Here is an 18,241-nt window from a genome sequence, read left to right as displayed (position 1 = left end):
GAGCGCCACCCGCAGGCTTCGTGAACGAACGGGCGGACCGGTGACGGTCACGCTCTCCCAGCCGAAGGAACTCCACCGATGAACATAGTTGGCAACCTGGCCTTCCCTGACTTTGGCGTTCTCCATGTAAGCTTGGCCGACCAGCTGCGCCGGCGACTTGAGAGTTGCGAAGCGTGCATCGGTATTCTCGGCCTTGGCTATGTCGGCCTGCCGCTTGTTCCAGCGATAGCGCGGGTCGGTTACAACGTGGTCGGTTTCGATATCGATGGGCACAAGATCACTGAGCTTTCGGAAGGGCGATCCTATATTCGGCACATCTCAAATGAGACTGTGGCAACACTGGTTTCTGACGGACGCTTCACGCCGACTTCCGACTTCAGCCGCCTTTGTGACGTCGATGTCCTGCTGATTTGCGTGCCGACCCCCCTCACGCGCAACCGCGACCCGGACCTCTCCTTCGTTATATCGACCACCGAGGCAATCGCACAGAATTTCCGACCCGGGCAGCTGATCGTATTGGAATCGACCACATATCCGGGCACCACCCGTGAAGTGATGCGCCCAATTCTGGAACGGACAGGGCTTCTTTCGGGCTCGGATTTCTTCTTGGCCTATTCCCCCGAGCGGGAGGACCCCGGCAACTCCCTGTTCAACACGGCTCAAATTCCAAAAGTCATCGGAGGCGACGGCGATGCGGCTCTCGAACTTGCCTGTCTATTCTATTCCCGGATTGTCGCGGGAACGGTGCCAGTGTCCTCGGTGGAAACGGCAGAGGCCGTCAAACTCACGGAGAACATCTTCCGCACGGTGAACATCGCGCTGGTCAACGAGCTCAAGCTGCTTTTCGAGCGGATGGGGATAGACATCTGGGAAGTGATCGACGCCGCCAAGACCAAGCCATTCGGTTACATGGCATTCTACCCCGGTCCCGGACTCGGTGGACACTGCTTGCCGATTGATCCCTTTTACCTAACGTGGAAAGCACGAGAATACGGCATCGCAACCCGATTCATCGAACTCGCCGGTGAGATCAACACCGCAATGCCGGGACATGTCGTAGACCGGCTTGCAAACGCTATCAACGAACAGTCGGGGAAGGGGCTGAAGGGCGCGAAAATCCTGATTCTCGGCGTTGCCTACAAGAAAGACGTAGACGATACGCGCGAAAGTCCGGCCCTCCGGATTATCGAATTGCTTCAGCAACGCGGCGCGGTGGTCGACTATCACGATCCCTATGTGCAAGTCATTCCCAACAGCCGCGACCATCCGGAACTCTCCGGGAAATCATCCGTGGCTCTGGAGCCGGAGACATTGGCGAACTACGCCGCCGCGATGATCTGCACCGATCACTCGAATGTCGACTACAACCTGGTGCTCAATCACACCCCGATTGTCATCGATACCCGCAATGCATGCCGCTCTCCGGTTCCGGGAGCCCACCGTCTCGTGAGGGCGTGATAAGCGAGGCCGCAAGCGAAAGTAGACACACAATATTGAAGAGTACGCCGCGCGTCGGCCACGGCGTGAACTGCGCTCGCATTTTGTTGTCGTTCCCTAGCCAGACGGAATCATCTGGGGTCTCACAAATGCGGCAAAAACAATCAGATAGATCGGATCGGCGTTTCAATGAAACGATGAACCGGTCTAGCTGTGTCGTCAGCCATCAGAACGGTGCACTTTGCTCCCGCCCATCTGGTCCAAGAAGGAGCAGCTCGTTTCGCCGGTCACTGTACTCGATATAGCCAAAGCCGTTTGCGTCCCAAGTGGAGGAGGTTGGATTTACGCATCCCACGAACTTGGTGCGATCAGCCGATTTTCCCGGCACCCAATGCTTGACCGTCCAAACGCAATTCCCCTGGTCGTACGCCAACTCCAGTGAAGTATCCGCAGTTCGCGGTTTCTTCCGCACGTCGACGCCTCCTCCGGAAAGGCCGGCCATCGCTACAAGTTCTCTTTCCCGCTCCTTCAGAAAAGCGGTCAATGCGGCTCGGGACCCCGGGCCGAAATTGCCATCGATCGGCCCCTTGTAGTAGCCCCAGTCGATGAGCCGCTCCTGAAGCTCCTCCTTGGCGCCTTCGTTTTGCAATGTCGGGACCACCGACAACTTACGATCATCTGGCAGTTCGGCCAAAACATCCCACGCGCTCCGGCTCCTGGCCAGATCTTGCAGCGAGATGCCCTCGCTTATCGGATGCGGCTTCGCCCCCGCCTGCACGAAAGCTCGTACGGCTACAGAATTGTTGGCCAGGACTGCCGCCGCAAAAGGAGTGATGCCGTCACGATCGGGCCTGTTGATGGCGTCTACAAGAGCTTGGCTCCGACCGATCTTTGTTACAGCCCATGTGAGCGCGTTCGCCGGACCTTTTTCGTTGGCATGCACAGCAAGAGTTACCAGCACCGAACGCCCCTCGGCATCGGTGGAGTCGAGCAACTGATGAAGCTGTCCGTTGGAGAGCTTTTCGACCAGTAGCCGGGCAATTATGTTACGTTCCTTGTGAATCGGATTGGCGAATGCCGCCTGGATCGGGACAGCTTGGAAGGGCCCCCTCGCGAAGACATCAGCACCGCCATCGACAAGTCGGGACACGACACTGGACGTGCTGAATGCCGCAGCGAAGACCAATATGGGTGAGCCTCCAGGCACCTCCTGGTTGGGATCGGCTCCTTGCCGTAAAGCTGCTGCGACCCCTTCTGCATCATTGATGCGGACCGCGGCCAAGAGATTCACGCGGGGTTCGATTTCGGGCGTGCCACCAAGCCGGTCAGCCAGATCATCCTGTCCAAGCAGCTTCGCGATAAGGGCCGGGCGGGCTCCTTCGTCACTTTTCAATTGAGGCTCGGCACCGGAAGAGAGCAACAAGTCGATAATCTCTTCCTGGCCGCCAATCACCGCCAGTATCAGAGGGGGGATGCCGTTCGACTTCCTGTTTGGGTCGGCATCGGCGTCCAGCAGAAGCCTCGTGATCTCGGCATTGCCGCTGCCTATTGCCGCGGCCAGCGCCGTCAGGCCATCGGAGCTGCTTGAATCGGTGTTTGCTCCGTACTCGATCAACCGCCTTACGCAACCGGAACAACCCGACAAGATCGCCTCCAGAAGCGCGGTGACACCCTGCTCGTCAGCCGCATTGGCGTCTACACCGGCGTTCATGAGCGCATGCACGCGCGCCCTATCTCCCGCTCGTGCGGCCGCACGAAGCTCCTCTGCCGGCCCGATCACTCCTCCCGACAGAATTGTCCGGGCCTCCGGTGACCCCGCCAAGTCCGCGATCTGTCTTGCGCTGCCCCATGACGTAGCCGCGTCAATGTCCGCGCCTCCTTCGACGAGAGCGACCGCGGCTCCCAGACTGTCGGTTGTAATGGCGGCGATCAGCGCGTTGGCACCATTGGAATTGGTCGAGTCCGGCGAAATGCCTGCCGAGATCATCTCGCGCACAAGCGCGGCATCATCCTTTTGTGCGAAGTAAGTCAACACATCGCCGGAAATATGAGGCGACAGTTTACGGATGCCCTCGGCCGAAAGCAGGTTTGAAGCTATCGCGTCTATCGCTTGGGTGAGGCTCTCGATATCTTCGCCGGCCTCTATTGAGGTCGGCTCCGCCTGCGCAAGTGGAGAGCGCACGACCAGCAACAGAAGTGTTCCGAGCGCCATGAAGGCAAGAACAGGAAAGCGAAGGACGTTCATGGGTTAGCAACCCCCGTTGTATTCGGCTCTCTTTGTCCGAAGCCCCCATTCGACCAGTGATCCGAAGCCTTGAGCTCTGTAGGCCTCATGCAGGCGTTCAAATTTGGCGATTTGAGCCAGCAGTTGTTCACATCGGTTTGGCGCGCGGCGTTCCCTGGGCCGCGCATCTGCTCTGGGAGCCGGTGCGGATTGTCGAACCTGTCGAGATCGTTTAGGAGCCGCACGGGTGGCCGCTGCTTCTTTCGGCGCGGCCTCTCTCGTCGCAGGCTCTTTGGTCGCCGCCTTCCTCGTCGGGGGAGGTCGCATGGCAATCTCTGATGCATTCCCGCGGCTGGAGATTAGATCCTCCGCCGCGATCAGGGAGTCCTGCAGGGTGGAGAGAAGATCGGGATCCCGCGACGCTTTCCGGATCACATCGTCCATGTCGTAACGAAAAGCGCCTCCTCGAAGCATGGCCGCCTCTTCCTGCCTGGCATGCCTCAAGAGTTCTTCAACACCGGAGCCAAGCGTCTGGCCCGAGCTAAACCGCTGTGAGGAACCAAGATGGACAAGAGCGCTCGCGTGCAGGCCCTTCATCACCGAGAGCGAAGCGCGGACCCCGAATGCTCTCGCTGCTTCCCAAGCGCTGCTTGTTCCGAAAAGGCCCGAACCGATGTCCGCGTCGACGCCCGAGAATATTCCGCCGCGGGCAGCGATACGCTCCATTCGGTCGACCACGCCAGCGCTTTTCCGCAGCGTCTTCATCCCTTGGGCTGCTTCCGCTGATGCACTGCCCGTTTTCTCGTACCGCTGAAGAGGGGCGTCGACAGCCTCCAACGTTCTGTCTCCCAGATCCGCGGGCAAGCCGCCCGTCATGTCTTGCGTTCGCTCTATCTCCTGGTGATCGGATTGAGATATTTGATAGGCCCGCACCTGCCTTAGACATCGAACCCTCGCGCGGCTCGCCTCCATCAGGATTTTGAGCGCCTCCTCCTGAAGCAGACCTGCTTCCTTGTAGAGGGTCTCAGAAATGCCGAACCGACGATCATTGGCATGCTGCCGCGCCTGGTCCTCTTTCGTGTCCGCCACCTCTGCGATTTGATCACGCACGGCCATAAACTGCGCATTGATTTCGTGACATTCGGTCGCAAGCGTGGGCGCGATGGGCTCGATTGGCAGCGTATAGTGAGCAGGGGCGGCGCTCGGAAACAGAAGCGTCGCTGGAAAAATCAGGCAAGCAGGATATCCTTTCCCCATTGCCGGTGGCTCCCATCGGAAAAGATGTCGATGCCGCAGGTTATCTTCTGTCTGCGCCTCGAGTTTGATACGCCCCCATCTGCCGGGTCAATTTGCAGATTCGGTTAGTCGCGCAGCTGAATGCAGACCAGTGGGCGGAAGTTCATCCGCTAGACTTAGTGGTTCCTAAGCCGTACAGCTTGTTCCATTTCTCCCATTCTGCGTCTCGGGTTGAAGCCGAACCTCCCTGGAAGCTCAATTCATCACGAATACTATCGGGCGGCAGCCTGAAGAAGCGTGCAAAGTTCAATGAGAGGACGCTCATACTTGTTCGGATCGGCAAGAATCCCGCGGCACTTGCGCATATTACGAACGAACTCGGCATCAGGTAACCTGGCGACTAGGGCCTGAAGATCCGGGCTGTCGCCCGCACTACCGCTGCAACGTCCGCTCACGCCATCAGGGCAATCAGGTTTGCCTGCGAGTCTCAGATATCCGGCATTTGGCTTGTTTTCCGGAGTGTTGTGGTTCCCCGGGTTTGCAGGATTCGGCTTTTTCCCAGGCTCATTGGGTTTGCTGGGATTTCCGGCGTTGCGGGGAGTTGTTGGGCGCGCGCCACCATGGCTCAAATCCACATTGGCGTCCGGGATCGCGCGGGTGCTGACACTGGCATCAACGCCCGCATTGATACTGCCGACCGAAGCCCTCGTGCTGCTGTCCAGCACGCTATTTTTCCCGCCAACGGTTGTGCTGTTGCTCGCTTTGACGCCGTTGTTGCTGCCAATGGATGCGGAAGTGTTGGAGTCCACGAGAGAGCCGCCGCTCAGAACGCCACCTCCCCCAAAGAGCGACCCGCCTCCCACAGAGGTTTTGCTGTCGGCCTGTATGCCGGCCTTGCCGCCCAGGCTGACCTCAAGGCCGATATCCAGGCCGCCCCTGCCATTCCCACCGACGCTGGCGCCGGCGATTCCACCGACATCGAGATCGAGTGCTGCTGCTGGCGTCGCAAGGACAACTGCAAGCACGCTGCCTGCGACCATAGATCCAATGAACGGCACGGTTGCGCCCCCTTATCGGCCGAACGTCAAGGGTGAGCGAAGAAATTAATCAAAACGCGCCCAAACGATAAGTAGCCACTTAGCATTAAGGCGCACCGGATAGGCTATGGCATCCGGTGTAGGCGGATGGCCATTGACATCCTCCAGTTGTGGAGGGGCAGAGCTACGCCGAGCCGCCTTGTAAAACGCTTGTGCCGTGCAAGCGTCGATATCAGCGCCCGGTCGTGTTTCGCATGACATACGCTAGTGTTTCCCGGTCGGCATGCTTGGGAGGAACTGATGGGCGTTGTGGGCAAGCGCGGAAAAGACCCGCCCTTCCCGGCGTGCTCCTGAAGCTCGGAACGCGGGTTGAAGGCGGAGCGGGTCCGGACGGCGATATCGTCGGCTTCTCGCCAGGACTGGACGCTGAATTGCCCCGGCCACTATTCCCGATTCGACTGCGATGCCGGCGGCCAGCAGGCCTGGGGCAGGCGACCCAGAACCTGCCGCCTCGCCGGCTGTGACACATCGCGCCGGGCACCCGACGAAGGATCGGTTCTCGTCTAAACCAATTGCAGAGCAGCTATGTCTCGCTGTCGGACGGAAGGTCGGGGTTGCTGTCCTGTGCGGATTGCGCCGGGTGCTTCCGTGAGGCTTTCCTGCGCCGGGGCTTTTCCAGCGTTGCGTCATCCGGTTTTCCATCCACATCCGCAGACGAGGATTGAATGACCTTGATCGGCGCGGCGGGCGCGGAGCCTTTCTTGTCCTCGCCGAAATAGAGCGTGACGTGCGGAAACGGGATCTCGATTCCGGCCGCGTCGAAGTGCTTCTTGATGATGGCGTTATAGGCGCGGCCGATAGCCCATTGCTGGCCAGGCAGCGTCTTGATGCGTATACGCACATTCACGCTGGAATCGGCAAGCGCCGTTACACCGTGCACATCGAGATCGCCGATAATGCCGGCCGCGTGCTCGGGGTTGGCGCGCAGCTCCTCAAAAGCCTGCTTCATCACCTCGATCACCTCGTCGATGTTCTCTCTGTATGCGACCCCGTATTCCCCCACGTGGTAGGAGAAGCCGCGCATGAAATTCGAAACGGTATCGACGGAGGAAAACGGGACGACGTGGTAGGTGCCCGAAAGATCGCGGATCCCGAGCGAGCGTATGGTCAGCTTTTCAACCACGCCCGTGGTTCCGGCAGCCGTGACGACATCGCCGGTGTAGATGGCGTTCTCGAGCTGGATAAAGACGCCCGTGATCACATCCTGCACGAGCTTCTGCGCCCCGAAACCGATTGCCAGACCGAGCACGCCGGCCCCGGCCAGCAATGGTCCGATGTCAATGCCGAGTTCGGATAGCGTGATCATCAGGGCCATGACGACAAGGACGACGGTGAAGGCGTTGCGGAAGATCGTCAGAAGTGTGTTCTGGCGCGCCCTGGAAGCTGCCGCGGCGCCGTCGGCTTGCAGGTTCAAACGGTATTCGATCCAGGATGAAACGAGCAGCCATATGACGAAAGCAGCAGCCAAAACCAGGGCAATCGTCACAATCCTGCCAATGACAAAGAGGCCGCTCTCCGAGCTTATCCAGGCGAAGAAGTCGAAGACCTGCCAAGCATCCAGCACCACGGCGGCTACGACGAGCGTGATGACGATGCGCACGATCTTCAGTGTCGTGGGCACGAAGGCATTCAGCCGCTCCTCCAGCATCGGGAATTGCGAACGCATCTCCGGTTTGAGCCGAATGCCAAGGGCGATCGCCCTGTCGATGAGTGCCGACAGAAGAATCCCCGCTGCGATCGCCGCGACCGTCTGGATCGTGGCGCCGATCATGAAGGAAAGGGCCGTCTCCGGTTGCAGGAGCAAGAGCAGCGCCAGCACCGCGACATAGGCGATCATGACGATATGCCAGATGCGGGCGAGCATGCCCAGAAGCATGCTCGCGAAGCCGATCTGGCTTCTCTCGGCCATCATCTGGAGCCGCATCCTCACCGGCTCGCGATTCTGACGGATCACGACGACCGCGAGGATGAGCGCCACACCATAGACAAAAGCCGCAACGACAGATCCCAGGACCGTGCCGAGATTTATGTTGACGATCGGCACGACGACGAGAACCCCGTAACCCACGAAACTCGTGAGGCGGGAGAGCCACGTGTTCCAGTAGGCAGCGTCCTCGCCTCTGATCGGGAGCAGGCGCAATCCGTCGTAGCGCGTCGCGAAAAAGAGGCGGATCACCACCTTGGCGGTCTCGATCGCAAGAAAGGCGTTGAGGAAGAGCGATTGGCTCGTGTCCATGCGCCCGGTCTCGTTCACGAGGAGGAAAATGGCCACGGCATAGCCGGCCACCCATCCGATTGCGACAATGAGAAGATCGAGCATCCCGCAGCCAAGAGCTGCCAGATACCGCTTCAGCCAAGGGCTCGGCCCTCCCCCCGGTGCCAGCACCCAGTCGGAGGCCCGCCGGTAGACGGGACGCACCAGCATTCTCGACAGCCAGAGGATTCCGAGGACGACCAGGATGACCACGCCGAGATCGAACGCGGCCCTCGCGAGATTCGCCATCCCCTGAGAGGAGATCGAGCCTATGTCGAGGCGCATGATGCTGTCATAGGCGATACCGACCTCGGACACGATCTCCTCGGAGATATCGTTCGTGGTATTCGCGATCTGCCGGGCCAGGGAGAGATCCTGTGTCTCCGGTGCTGCCGGCGAGACTTCTCCGGCAGCGAGCCTTCGCAATTCCGAAATCAGTGCGTTCCGCGCTGCCTCGTCTTCGAGAATATCTGCAATCGCGCCATAGCCGGGCTGCGGATCGGCCTCGACCGGCTCCTGTGCAGTCTGCGGGGAGGCCGGACCCGTGATCAAGAACAGGACGAGAAACGGAAGCAGCACGTGGCGAAGAAAGGTCGGCAATTGTCGGCCTCGACTCTGGAAATGATCGAGATGCTGGCGATCTCGTGGTCGAGAATAGACGCAGAACCTCTCATTTCAAAGCGCCGGCTTTGCTTTGCAAAGCGTCGGTTCCGCCGCCTCCAAAAGTTCAAAATCGTCTTTCGTTCGGCAGAACCGGACGCGTTCGCGGGGCAATGCCGCGATAGGCGAGGTATGACTGAATTGCCGCCGGCAGTATTTTCGAAACGAGCCGAGGGCTATAGTGCGACGGGAATATCCGAGTGAGGGTTTTATATGAACGAGATGGCAATCGGTATTGCCGATCCCGGTGTAATGCTTGGAGCGCGTGCGCCGGAAGCACTGGCTGACGATATTCGCAGACGACGCATCCGTCCATGCCTGCAAAGGTCCCACGGCGCAGCGGTCCATCCTTCCTCCGGAACCACATCCCGTAAATGACGTCGCGCCGGCACCTCCGCCTCTCTGTTCTGCCCCTGATGCTGGGGCTTGTGTTCTTCGCCGCGTCGTTGACGCCGTCGCTCATCCCGCGCAACTGGATCGTGCAGGGGCTGCTTGGCGGCGTGGTCATGGCGCTCGGCTATATGATCGGCCGGTTCATCCTCACCCTCTGGCGGCAGATGGATCTGCCGGTTCTACGCGGCCGGTTCGCCACGGCGGCCCATGTCTCCATCGCCCTCCCTGTGCTGTTCATCGTTGCGCTGTCGCTTGCCAAGGTGGATGGATGGCAGAACGGCATCCGGGCGCGAATGGGCATGCCCCTGCTCGACAATACCCATGCGCTGCGGATGATCCTGCTGGCCGTAGCGGTCTTCGCCGTCTGCTTTATCATCGGATGGCTTGTGCAAGTCGCCTTTGACCGGCTGCGCCACCTGCTCTATCGCGTCATGCCGCAGCGAGCGGCGAATGTCGCGGGGCTGATCTTGGTCGCTTTCAGCTTGTTCGTCATCACCCGCGATGGGCTGGTGGATCTCGCCATGGGGGCACTGGACCAGTCCTACAAAACGGCTCAGGAACTTTTCGACACTGCGCCGCCAGCGCCGCAAAACCCGCGTATTCCGGGGAGCGACGCCTCATTCGTCGATTGGGGAGCCATGGGCCAGCCGGGCCGGAATTTCGTCACTGGTGGCCCCGATGCCGAAGCCATCGCGGCCTTCACGGGGCGACCGGCACTGGACCCCATCCGCGTCTATGTCGGGCGTGCCGAGGACGATGACCCGCAGGTGCGGGCGGACCGCGCGCTTGCCGAATTGAAGCGCCTCGGAGCCTTCGAACGCAGGGTCCTGATCGTCGCCTCGCCCACGGGCACCGGCTGGCTCGACCCCGGTTCGCACGACGTGGTGGAATACATGCATGGCGGCGACATCGCCACGGTCGCCGTCCAGTATTCCTATCTTCAATCGCCGCTTGCGCTGATCTTCGAGACCGAGGCGGGCCTGGACCAAGCCACCGCGACCATCCGCACGGTTCACGATCACTGGAAGACCCTGCCCGAGGGCGATCGGCCCCGGCTCTATATTCACGGGCTGAGCCTGGGCGCCTGGTCCTCCATGTACGGCACCGATCTCTTCCGGCTGCTGGACGAGCCGATCGACGGCGCGTTCTGGACTGGTCCGCCCTTCCCCTCCGCCCTCTGGAGGAGCGCCATGCGAGAGCGCAACCCCGGCACGCCCTATGTCGTGCCAAAGGTTGCCCAGGGCGAGCTGATCCGCTTCGCCTCCCATTTCGACAGCCCTGGCGATCCCGCGGGATGGGGCAGAATGCGCATTCTCTACCTCCAGTACAGCAGCGACCCGATTGTCTTCTACGAACCCTCCTCGCTCTGGCGCGCGCCGCAGTGGATGCGCGAGCCGCCGGCGCCGGATGTCTCGCCGGATCTGCGCTTCATGCCCATCGTGACACAATTCCAATTGGTGATGGACATGGCGTTGGCAACAACCGCCCCGGCCGGCCACGGCCACTCCTATTACGCGAAGGATTACATCGCGCCCTGGGTCGCCGTCACGAATCCTGCGAACTGGAGCGACGCCGACAGCGCGCGGCTCGCCGATCATTGTGACAATGGCTTCAAAAAGGGATGCGACAATGATTGATCCCGCCAAGGATCCCGGAGCTCCACGCAACACGCCGCCGGCTCGGCCGCCACGCCTGGCCCAAGCACCGCAGGGGCGGCGCGACAATGGCGAAGGACACTCCGCTTACGCAGGCCAGCCGGCCCGATGAGCTGTGGTACGCCGACGACAAGGCGAGTTCACGCCTGCCGACCGGCGCCATTGTCACCGCTGACGGGTAGCGACTTCTGCCAGCCGCTATCTCCTGGCTTCAGGTGCTGCACACCACAAAGAAGGTCTATGACTTCACCGGGACCGACAACGGCGTGCCCTCGCAAGCCCCAATGCGCTCCTTAACCCCTCCGGGCTGTGGTTTAGGAGGCATAGTCCGCTATCTGGCATTTCTTCGGCAGGTGCGATATAGGAGCCGCGGGCGACCCTCGAGGGGTACGGCACGCGGGGTCGCGCCATGCGGGCGTGGCGGAATGGATAGACGCAACGGGCTTAAAAATGGTTTGCCCACTATGCGACAGGATGCCGCAAATAGGCGAAAAGCTGTTTGATTTTCGTAGGTTGAGGAAGTAAGCCAAAAGCAGCCGAGACGTGCCCAAGGAGCGCTGGGTACAGAATAGATGTAAAGAGCGCGGGCTGGAATCGGCGGCGATATGCGGGTGTGGCGGAATTGGTAGACGCGACGGACTCAAAATCCGTTTCTGGTGACAGAGTGTCGGTTCGAGTCCGACCACCCGCACCAAGATTCCGAACCTTCCAGGCTTAATGTCGTAGGTTCGATCCCATCGCCCGTTCCAGTAGAGATTTCATCGGGTTGGCGTGGCGATCTTCGGGTCGTCACATTGATTGGTTTTCCATATTGCGATCTGTCTCTTTTTGCTTGCGGAGCGTGTGGGTCCCTCAGACCCGCGCGACAAACCAGACGTTCATCGGATCATGCGGCAGCACAGTGCGTTCGACGGAACGGAAGCCCGCGCCCTCGAGCATCGCTTGCGCGGTCTCCCATCCCCACATGGTGCCGAGCCCTAGCCCGCCCTGGCCGAGCGACACCGGCGTGCAGTGGGCGCATGAAATGGCGTAGAGCAGGGGCGCAAAGGGGAAGTCCAGATTGTTTTCCAGCTTCGCCGAGCCGCCGATATCCTGCACCAGATAGACACCGCCGGGCTTGAGAGCGTCCTTCATGCTGCGGATCAGCGCTTGTGGATCCTTCTGGTCGTGAATGGCGTCGAACGAGGTGATGAGGTCGAACCGCGCTTTTTCGTCGTAGCCGGTGAGGTCCCGCACCTCGAAACTCACATTTGTAAGCCCCGCTTTCCGCGCGGCGTCCGTGGCGAATTCGATGGCGTCCGCGCCCAGGTCGAAGCCGGTGAAGCGGCTCTCGGGGAAGTGCCTGGCCATCTCCATCAGCGCCAGCCCACGTCCGCAACCCGCATCCAGAACCTCGATGCCGTCCGCAAGCCGCTGCTTGAGACCCTCGCCGAGCGGCAGGATCGTCTCGACAAGCTGGGCCACGACAGTCTGCTCACTGTCTTCCGCCATCACCTGGTGAAAGCAGGGATAGTCGCCATAGGCGAGCCCTTCGCCGGTCTCGAAGCAGGAAAGCAGCCGCCCCTGCATCTGACCGAGAAGCGCGACATGTTGCGCATAGACGGCGAGATTGCCGAGTTCGGCACCCCGAGTGAGGCAGGCCGCATGCTCCGCCGGCAGGCGGTAGGTTCTCGGGCCGGGATCGTAGGTGACGATGCCGCCCGTCACCATCACCGCCAGCCATTCGCGCACATAGCGCTCCGAAAGCTCGGCGCGCGCGGCGATCCCCTCGCTCGTTGAGGCCGGCAGACCGGCCATGACATCGAACAGGCCGAGGCGATGGCCGATCGACATCATTGCCGCCACCGCACCTGAATCCAGTATGCCTGCCACCTTCTCTGAAAAGGCTTCCGCCGCCGCCTTGTCGGTCGATTGACTTTCGATTGCCAGTGACATCGTTTGTCTCCTCATGTTGAACGGCGGTCGAGTAGACGTTTGGACGGACGGCAAGAAGTGCGAGAATGGACAAAAACAAGGCTTTTGCGCCAATTTGCCCGCATGAGAGGTAAAATCGGAGCAGACAGGGCGGCGCGCATCCAGTTGCTAAGGCCGGAGACGACGCCGGGCACCCTCTAGGGGCTCCACGAGCTTTTCGATGCGATCGACGTGGCGTGGAACGACATCACGGGCGAGGTGGCCAACACGCCCCGCCTCGACATCGCATCGTATCAGCCGGAGGCCCTACCTTTGCCTCGCTGGTCGGCATTGGAGCTTCCGAGCCGAGGCGCTTTCCCTGGGCGCCCATTTGGAAGCACGATGATCGGCTGATGACGGAAGGCAGAAGCTGAGGGCGGCTACGGTATAGTTCCGTCGAGCGTAGTCGCGATTATCTGTCCCGCGAGCAACGTGGCGCATCCATCACGCGAAAACCTCTTCGATCTTAGTCGCTAGCGACGATACGGCGGACGGATTTGCCGTTTATCCAAGCGGCGATATCGTCGATGGCATCGGCTGCGTGCCGGGCATAGTTTTCCCGGGTGACATATCCCAGGTGCGGGGTGGCGACCAGATTGTCGAGCCCGCGCAGAGCGTGGTTTTTGGGAAGCGGTTCGGTGTTGAACACGTCGAGGGCCGCGCCGGCGATCCTGCGCGCCTTCAGGGCCTCGATCAAGGCTTGCTCGTCCACGATCGGCCCGCGCGAAGAGTTGATCAGATAGGCCGTTGATTTCATGCGGGCGATTTCGGCCTTTCCGATCAGGCCGCGCGTGTCGTCATTGAGCGGCAGGTGGAGGGAGACGATATCCGCCTCCTGCAGGAGCATGTCGAGATGTGGTGCCGCGGTGACGCCCACCTCCTCGGCCCGTGCCGTCGTAAGCGTCGGTGTGTAAGCAAGCACGTTCATTCCGAATGCATGTCCCACACGGGCAACGCCCCGCCCCACGCGGCCCAGTCCCACCAGACCAAGCGTCTTTCCGAAGAGACCGGTTCCGACCGTTTGCTGCCATGGGCCGCCCCTGGCAAAGGCGGTGGCCTCCGCGGGAACGTTGCGGAGCAGCGAAAGAATGAGCGCCCACGTCATCTCCACCGTCGGCTCGCCGGCACCGGTGGTCCCGCACACGGTAATCCCGAGTTCTTCCGCCGCTTGCAGGTCGATGGCCGCATTCGACATGCCGAAGGTGACGAGCAGTTTCAGATCAGGCAGGCGCTCCAGAAGGTCGCGGCTCAGTGCCGTGCGTTCCCTGATGGCGATGAGGATGGCTGCGCCTTGCAGCCGCTCGGCGAGCCGCGCCGGCTCGGCGATATGCTCGCATATCGCCTCGACCTCGACGGCCGGCTCGAGTGACGACCAGTCGCCCGCCGCCAGCACTCCGCCCTGATAGTCGTCGAGGATCACACAGCGATAGACCTGACGCGCCATTGCAACAGCCTTCTACTCCGCTGGTTGGCTTATCCCGAATGCCCCGGCCGCGGTCAAGGATTCCAGCGCCTCAGCATCATACCCGAGTTCGCCCAGGATCTCGCGCGTGTGCTGCCCGAGTTGCGGTGGAGCCTTCGCTTTGTTGATATCGACTTCGCTGAACTGAAACGGGGAGGCGACGCTCGGAAACTGCCGGTGGCCCGCATCGAGCATGATCTTACCGCCGACAGCCTCGAGCTGCAGGCTATCCGCGGCCTCTCCGACCGAGTTCACCTTGGCCACCACCACCTTGGCTGCGCCCAATCGCTGGACGATCTCCGCGCAGGTGAGCTCGCGGGTGAGCGAGGAGAGCGTGTCGATAAGGTCGACCCGGTTTTGCCGGCGGTCGAAGACGCGGGCGAAACGCGGCACATCGAGCTTTTCCGGATCGATCGCATGGGCAAGGCGCGTCCACATCTCGTCCGTGCTCGCGATGATGACGACCTCCCCGTCCTTCGCGGGAAACGCCTGGTTCGGCACGCTGAGGTGGTTGGCGGTTCCCATCGGTTTGCGAACCGTGCCGTCCATCCAGTACTCGGTATAGAAATAGCTCATCAGGTGCGCCGAGCTTAACAGGAGGGAGGATTCGACGCGCTGGCCGCGGCCCGACTTGTGACGGTGCAACAGCGCGCCGAGAATGCCGGCCGCGATGGCGAGGCTGCCGTGCAGGTCGACGATGGCCGTTCCACAGCGCACCGGCGGGCGATCCGGCTCGCCCGTGATGCTGATCAGGCCGCTATGGGCCTGCAGCGCAAGATCGTTCGCGCCGATATGCGCCAGAGGACCCTTGCCGCCGTAAGCCGTGAACTCGGCGTAGATGAGACCTTTGTTGGTCTGAGCCAGGGTCTCGTAGCCGAGACCGAGACGCTCCATGACGCCTGGGCGGAAATTGTGGACGACGACATCGGCCCGGTCTGCCAGCTCCCGGGCGATACGATTGCCCTCCTCGTTGCGAAGGTCGAGCGTGATCGAGCGTTTGTTGCGGTTGAGCGCCAGAAAGGATGGGCTTACGCCGCCAAGCTCCGCCAGCTTCTCCTTGGTCACGCCATAGTAGCGAGCCTCATCTCCGGCAGGTGGTTCCACCTTGATGACGTCGGCACCCATGTCGCCCAGCACCTGCGTCGCCGCCGGGCCGGCGAACACCCGTGAGAAATCGAGCACCACAATGTCGTCGAGAATATTGTTCATGAGCGTTCGTCGAGACCGGTTCGCGTTTCACCTGAGCCAACGGGGTCATCCGTTGGCGTCATGTGCTAGCACCCGACTTCCTGCCCGATAACACGCATACGCCGAGCACGTTTTTTTCAGAAACTGAAAAGCCGGCCGTGGCGGATGCGCGGCGCCCTCATATGTTTTCCTGAAAGATCCTGGCCAGATAATCGATGAAGACACGGGCCTTGACCGGAAGATGCCGGGTCGGCGGATAGACTGCATAAACCGCATTCTCGAAGGCGGTGAAACTTATCCTGCAGTCCGGCAGAAGGCGCACCAGCGCGCCAGATTTCAATTCCTGGTTCACCGACCAGTCCGGCATCAGCGAAATGCCGAGACCGGCGAGCGTCGCGATCTTGAGGGCCGGTCCGCTGTTGGTCAGCATGTTGCCGGCAATCGCCACTTCGCTGAGGTTGCCGTTCTGATCGAGAAACCGCCAGGTGATGTCGCCCATATTGACCCGGTAGGCGAGACAGTTGTGGGCGAGCAGATCGTCCGGCTTTTCGATCGGAGGCCGGTTTTCCAGGTAGGCCGGCGCGGCACAAAGCACCCTTTCGCTGGTGACGAGGCGGCGGGCGATCAGGGAGGAGTCGGCCAGTTGACCGATGCGTATGTCGACGTCGATGTTCTGCTCGATCAGATCCACCACCTCGTTGGACAGGGTGAGGTCGACACGGATATCGGGATAGCGGCTCATGAAGCCGGGCAGGGCGGGGACGATATGCTGCTCGCCGACAAGGATGCGCGAATGGACACGCAGCGTGCCGCGTGGTGACAGGTGTTCCTGGCTGATCTCGACGCTCATTTCCCGCACGTCGCCGAGGATCCGTTCCGCACGCTGATGGAACAGGATGCCCGTTTCGGAAAGCGACAGCTTGCGGCTCGTGCGATTGAGAAGGCGCACGCCGAGCTTGTCTTCAAGTGCGTTGATATAGCGGGACACCGAGGCGGGCGACAGGCCGATCATACGGCCGGCAGCCGAGAAGCTGCCGTTCTGAACCACGGTGACGAACAGCTCCATGTCGCGCAGGCTCGGGTGGTGCTGGATCGAGCGTCCTTGGCTCTTTTGACGTTCGGTTTCCTCGGCGTCCATGGTCCCTCCCTCTCGATGCCGGCTTAGAGCGGCCGCGTTCGCAGCCGTCTGATCGCGCCCAGTGTAGGTCGCCCAAGCGCGAAAGCCAGCACCGCGACGGACAGGACCATGAAGGCCGCCGATACCGGACCATGGACGAAGATCGAAAAATCGCCGCGCGAGACGAGCAGCGCCCGTCGCATGTTATCCTCCAGCATCGGCCCGAGCAGAAAGCCGAGGAGCAAGGGAGCCGCCGGGTAGCGTCCCAGGATCATCGCCAGCCCGACGATCCCGAAGAAGACGGTGACGAGGACGTCGAACACATTGTTGCGGATGCTGTAGACGCCGAGGCAGATGAACACGAGCATTGCGATGTAGAGCGCGTCGTAGGGGATTTTCAGGATCCGCACGAAGAGACCGATCAGCGGCAGGTTGAGCAGAAGCAGCAGGGCGTTGCCGATCCAGAAGCTCATGATGAGCCCCCAGAAGAGCTCGGGATGTTGGGAAACCAGTGCCGGGCCCGGCGCAATGCCATGGATCATCAGTGCGCCGAGCATTACCGCCATGACAGCATCGCCCGGGATGCCGAGGCTGAGCGTCGGGATGAAGGCCGACTGCACGGAGGCGTTGTTGGCCGCTTCAGGGCCGGCTATACCCTCGACGATGCCGGTGCCGAACTTTTCCGGATGCTTCGATACGCGGCGCTCCGCGGCATAGGACAAGAAGGAGGCGATCGTTGCGCCGGTGCCCGGCAGAATGCCGCAAGCCGCTCCGATCAGCGTTCCGCGCACCGTGGGTGCCGTCGCATCCCTGATATCCTGGCGGGTTGGCAGCAGCGAACGAAGACGCACGCTCTGGACCTTGAAAGGCACACCATCCGTGTTGATCAGGTTGGAGAGGATTTCAGCCACGCCGAACAGGCCCATGGCGAGCGCGACGATGTTGAGCCCGTCGGATAGTTCCACCAGGCCTAGCTGAAAGCGCGGAACGCCGGTGTTGAGGTCCAATCCCACGAGGCCGAGCACGACGCCGACCGCCACCATGGCGAGGCCTTTGACCACCGATCCTGACGCCATGGTGGATGCCGCAATCAAGCCGAAAAGGATCACGGCAAAATATTCGGGCGCGCCGAAGGAGATGGCGACGTCGGCGATCATGGGCGCAAGGAACATCAGGAGAATGATGGAGAACGAACCACCGATGAAGGAAACGATGGTGGTGATGCCGAGCGCCACCCCGGCTCGGCCTTTCTTGGCCATCGGATGCCCATCGAGGCAGGTAACCGCGTTGGTCGCGGTACCGGGGATGTTCATCAGGATGGAGGCCGTCGATCCGCCATACTGGGCACCGTAGAAAATCCCCGCGAGCATGATGATCGCGCCCGTCGGTTCTATGTAGAAGGTGATCGGCAGCAGCATCGAGATCGTCGAAAGGGCACCGATGCCGGGCAGCAGGCCGATGACCGTGCCGAGCGCCACGCCCGCGAAGCAGTACATCAGATTGTCGAATTGCAGGGCCACAGCGAGGCCCGCTTGAAAGTTGCTGAGAAAATCCATGCGCGAAGG

Annotated in this window: 10 protein-coding genes, 1 tRNA gene and 3 pseudogenes; 4 read left to right on the top strand and 10 right to left on the bottom strand. The window is 61.2% G+C overall.

The genetic code is table 11. From position 1 onward, the window contains the following. Positions 1-78 precede the first annotated feature (78 nt). Positions 79-1,458, top strand: coding sequence for a nucleotide sugar dehydrogenase (locus PVE73_RS23925; protein WP_277364636.1), 1,380 nt, complete (start codon positions 79-81; stop codon positions 1,456-1,458). 511 nt (positions 1,459-1,969) lie between these two features. On the opposite strand, the pseudogene PVE73_RS23920 reads toward PVE73_RS23925, so the two are convergent. From PVE73_RS23920 to PVE73_RS23905, 4 genes and pseudogenes are all read right to left on the bottom strand, one after another. Continuing rightward, a pseudogene (locus tag PVE73_RS23920) lies at positions 1,970-2,068 on the bottom strand (peptidoglycan-binding domain-containing protein); the annotation flags it as partial. A gap of 799 nt (positions 2,069-2,867) precedes the next feature. Next, positions 2,868-3,424, bottom strand: a pseudogene (locus PVE73_RS28270) (ankyrin repeat domain-containing protein); the annotation flags it as partial. Between the two features lie 261 nt (positions 3,425-3,685). Then, the gene (locus tag PVE73_RS23910; protein ID WP_277364635.1) at positions 3,686-4,918 is read right to left on the bottom strand and encodes a hypothetical protein; all 1,233 of its coding nucleotides are present in this window, start codon (positions 4,916-4,918) and stop codon (positions 3,686-3,688) included. A 251-nt stretch (positions 4,919-5,169) separates the two neighbouring features. Further along, positions 5,170-5,955: a hypothetical protein gene (locus PVE73_RS23905; RefSeq protein WP_277364634.1), complete on the bottom strand. Its 786-nt coding sequence runs from the start codon at positions 5,953-5,955 to the stop codon at positions 5,170-5,172. A gap of 317 nt (positions 5,956-6,272) precedes the next feature. Between PVE73_RS23905 and PVE73_RS23900 the strand changes: the two are divergent. Beyond that, positions 6,273-6,443, top strand: a pseudogene (locus PVE73_RS23900) (arsenate reductase (azurin) small subunit); the annotation flags it as partial. 74 nt (positions 6,444-6,517) lie between these two features. On the opposite strand, the gene PVE73_RS23895 reads toward PVE73_RS23900, so the two are convergent. Further along, a complete protein-coding gene (locus PVE73_RS23895; RefSeq protein WP_277364633.1) occupies positions 6,518-8,848 on the bottom strand; it encodes a mechanosensitive ion channel domain-containing protein in 2,331 nt (776 codons plus the stop codon). 434 nt (positions 8,849-9,282) lie between these two features. Here PVE73_RS23895 and PVE73_RS23890 point away from each other — a divergent pair, with 434 nt between their 5' ends. Continuing rightward, positions 9,283-10,938: an alpha/beta-hydrolase family protein gene (locus tag PVE73_RS23890; RefSeq protein WP_277364632.1), complete on the top strand. Its 1,656-nt coding sequence runs from the start codon at positions 9,283-9,285 to the stop codon at positions 10,936-10,938. A gap of 625 nt (positions 10,939-11,563) precedes the next feature. Continuing rightward, positions 11,564-11,650 (top strand) — tRNA-Leu (locus tag PVE73_RS23885). A gap of 158 nt (positions 11,651-11,808) precedes the next feature. Here the strand turns inward: PVE73_RS23885 and PVE73_RS23880 are convergent. From PVE73_RS23880 to PVE73_RS23860, 5 genes are all read right to left on the bottom strand, one after another. Next, positions 11,809-12,891 carry a class I SAM-dependent methyltransferase gene (locus tag PVE73_RS23880; protein WP_277364631.1) on the bottom strand — a complete coding sequence of 361 codons (1,083 nt, stop codon included), beginning with the start codon at positions 12,889-12,891 and terminating at the stop codon, positions 11,809-11,811. Between the two features lie 484 nt (positions 12,892-13,375). Further along, a complete protein-coding gene (locus tag PVE73_RS23875; protein ID WP_277364630.1) occupies positions 13,376-14,353 on the bottom strand; it encodes a D-2-hydroxyacid dehydrogenase family protein in 978 nt (325 codons plus the stop codon). 12 nt (positions 14,354-14,365) lie between these two features. After that, a complete protein-coding gene (locus PVE73_RS23870; protein ID WP_277364629.1) occupies positions 14,366-15,580 on the bottom strand; it encodes a CoA transferase in 1,215 nt (404 codons plus the stop codon). Positions 15,581-15,737: 157 nt separating this feature from the next. Continuing rightward, positions 15,738-16,697 carry a LysR family transcriptional regulator gene (locus tag PVE73_RS23865; protein WP_277364628.1) on the bottom strand — a complete coding sequence of 320 codons (960 nt, stop codon included), beginning with the start codon at positions 16,695-16,697 and terminating at the stop codon, positions 15,738-15,740. Between the two features lie 23 nt (positions 16,698-16,720). Further along, entirely contained in the window at positions 16,721-18,232 is a 1,512-nt protein-coding gene (locus PVE73_RS23860; RefSeq protein ID WP_277364627.1) for a tripartite tricarboxylate transporter permease, read from the bottom strand. Between the last annotated feature and the right edge of the window lie 9 nt (positions 18,233-18,241).

Source organism: Chelativorans sp. AA-79, assembly GCF_029457495.1.
Classification (GTDB): Bacteria; Pseudomonadota; Alphaproteobacteria; order Rhizobiales; family Rhizobiaceae; genus Chelativorans.
This window is presented reverse-complemented; position numbering and strand designations above follow the sequence as displayed.

What these genes read in the sequence shown, in the direction of transcription:
- PVE73_RS23890 (WP_277364632.1), top strand. Translation starts at nt 9,283, where the DNA reads ATGACGTCGCGCCGGCACCTCCGCCTCTCTGTTCTGCCCCTGATGCTG.
- PVE73_RS23870 (WP_277364629.1), bottom strand. Translation starts at nt 15,580, where the DNA reads ATGAACAATATTCTCGACGACATTGTGGTGCTCGATTTCTCACGGGTG.
- PVE73_RS23865 (WP_277364628.1), bottom strand. Translation starts at nt 16,697, where the DNA reads ATGGACGCCGAGGAAACCGAACGTCAAAAGAGCCAAGGACGCTCGATC.
- PVE73_RS23925 (WP_277364636.1), top strand. Translation starts at nt 79, where the DNA reads ATGAACATAGTTGGCAACCTGGCCTTCCCTGACTTTGGCGTTCTCCAT.
- PVE73_RS23875 (WP_277364630.1), bottom strand. Translation starts at nt 14,353, where the DNA reads ATGGCGCGTCAGGTCTATCGCTGTGTGATCCTCGACGACTATCAGGGC.
- PVE73_RS23910 (WP_277364635.1), bottom strand. Translation starts at nt 4,918, where the DNA reads ATGGGGAAAGGATATCCTGCTTGCCTGATTTTTCCAGCGACGCTTCTG.
- PVE73_RS23880 (WP_277364631.1), bottom strand. Translation starts at nt 12,891, where the DNA reads ATGTCACTGGCAATCGAAAGTCAATCGACCGACAAGGCGGCGGCGGAA.
- PVE73_RS23860 (WP_277364627.1), bottom strand. Translation starts at nt 18,232, where the DNA reads ATGGATTTTCTCAGCAACTTTCAAGCGGGCCTCGCTGTGGCCCTGCAA.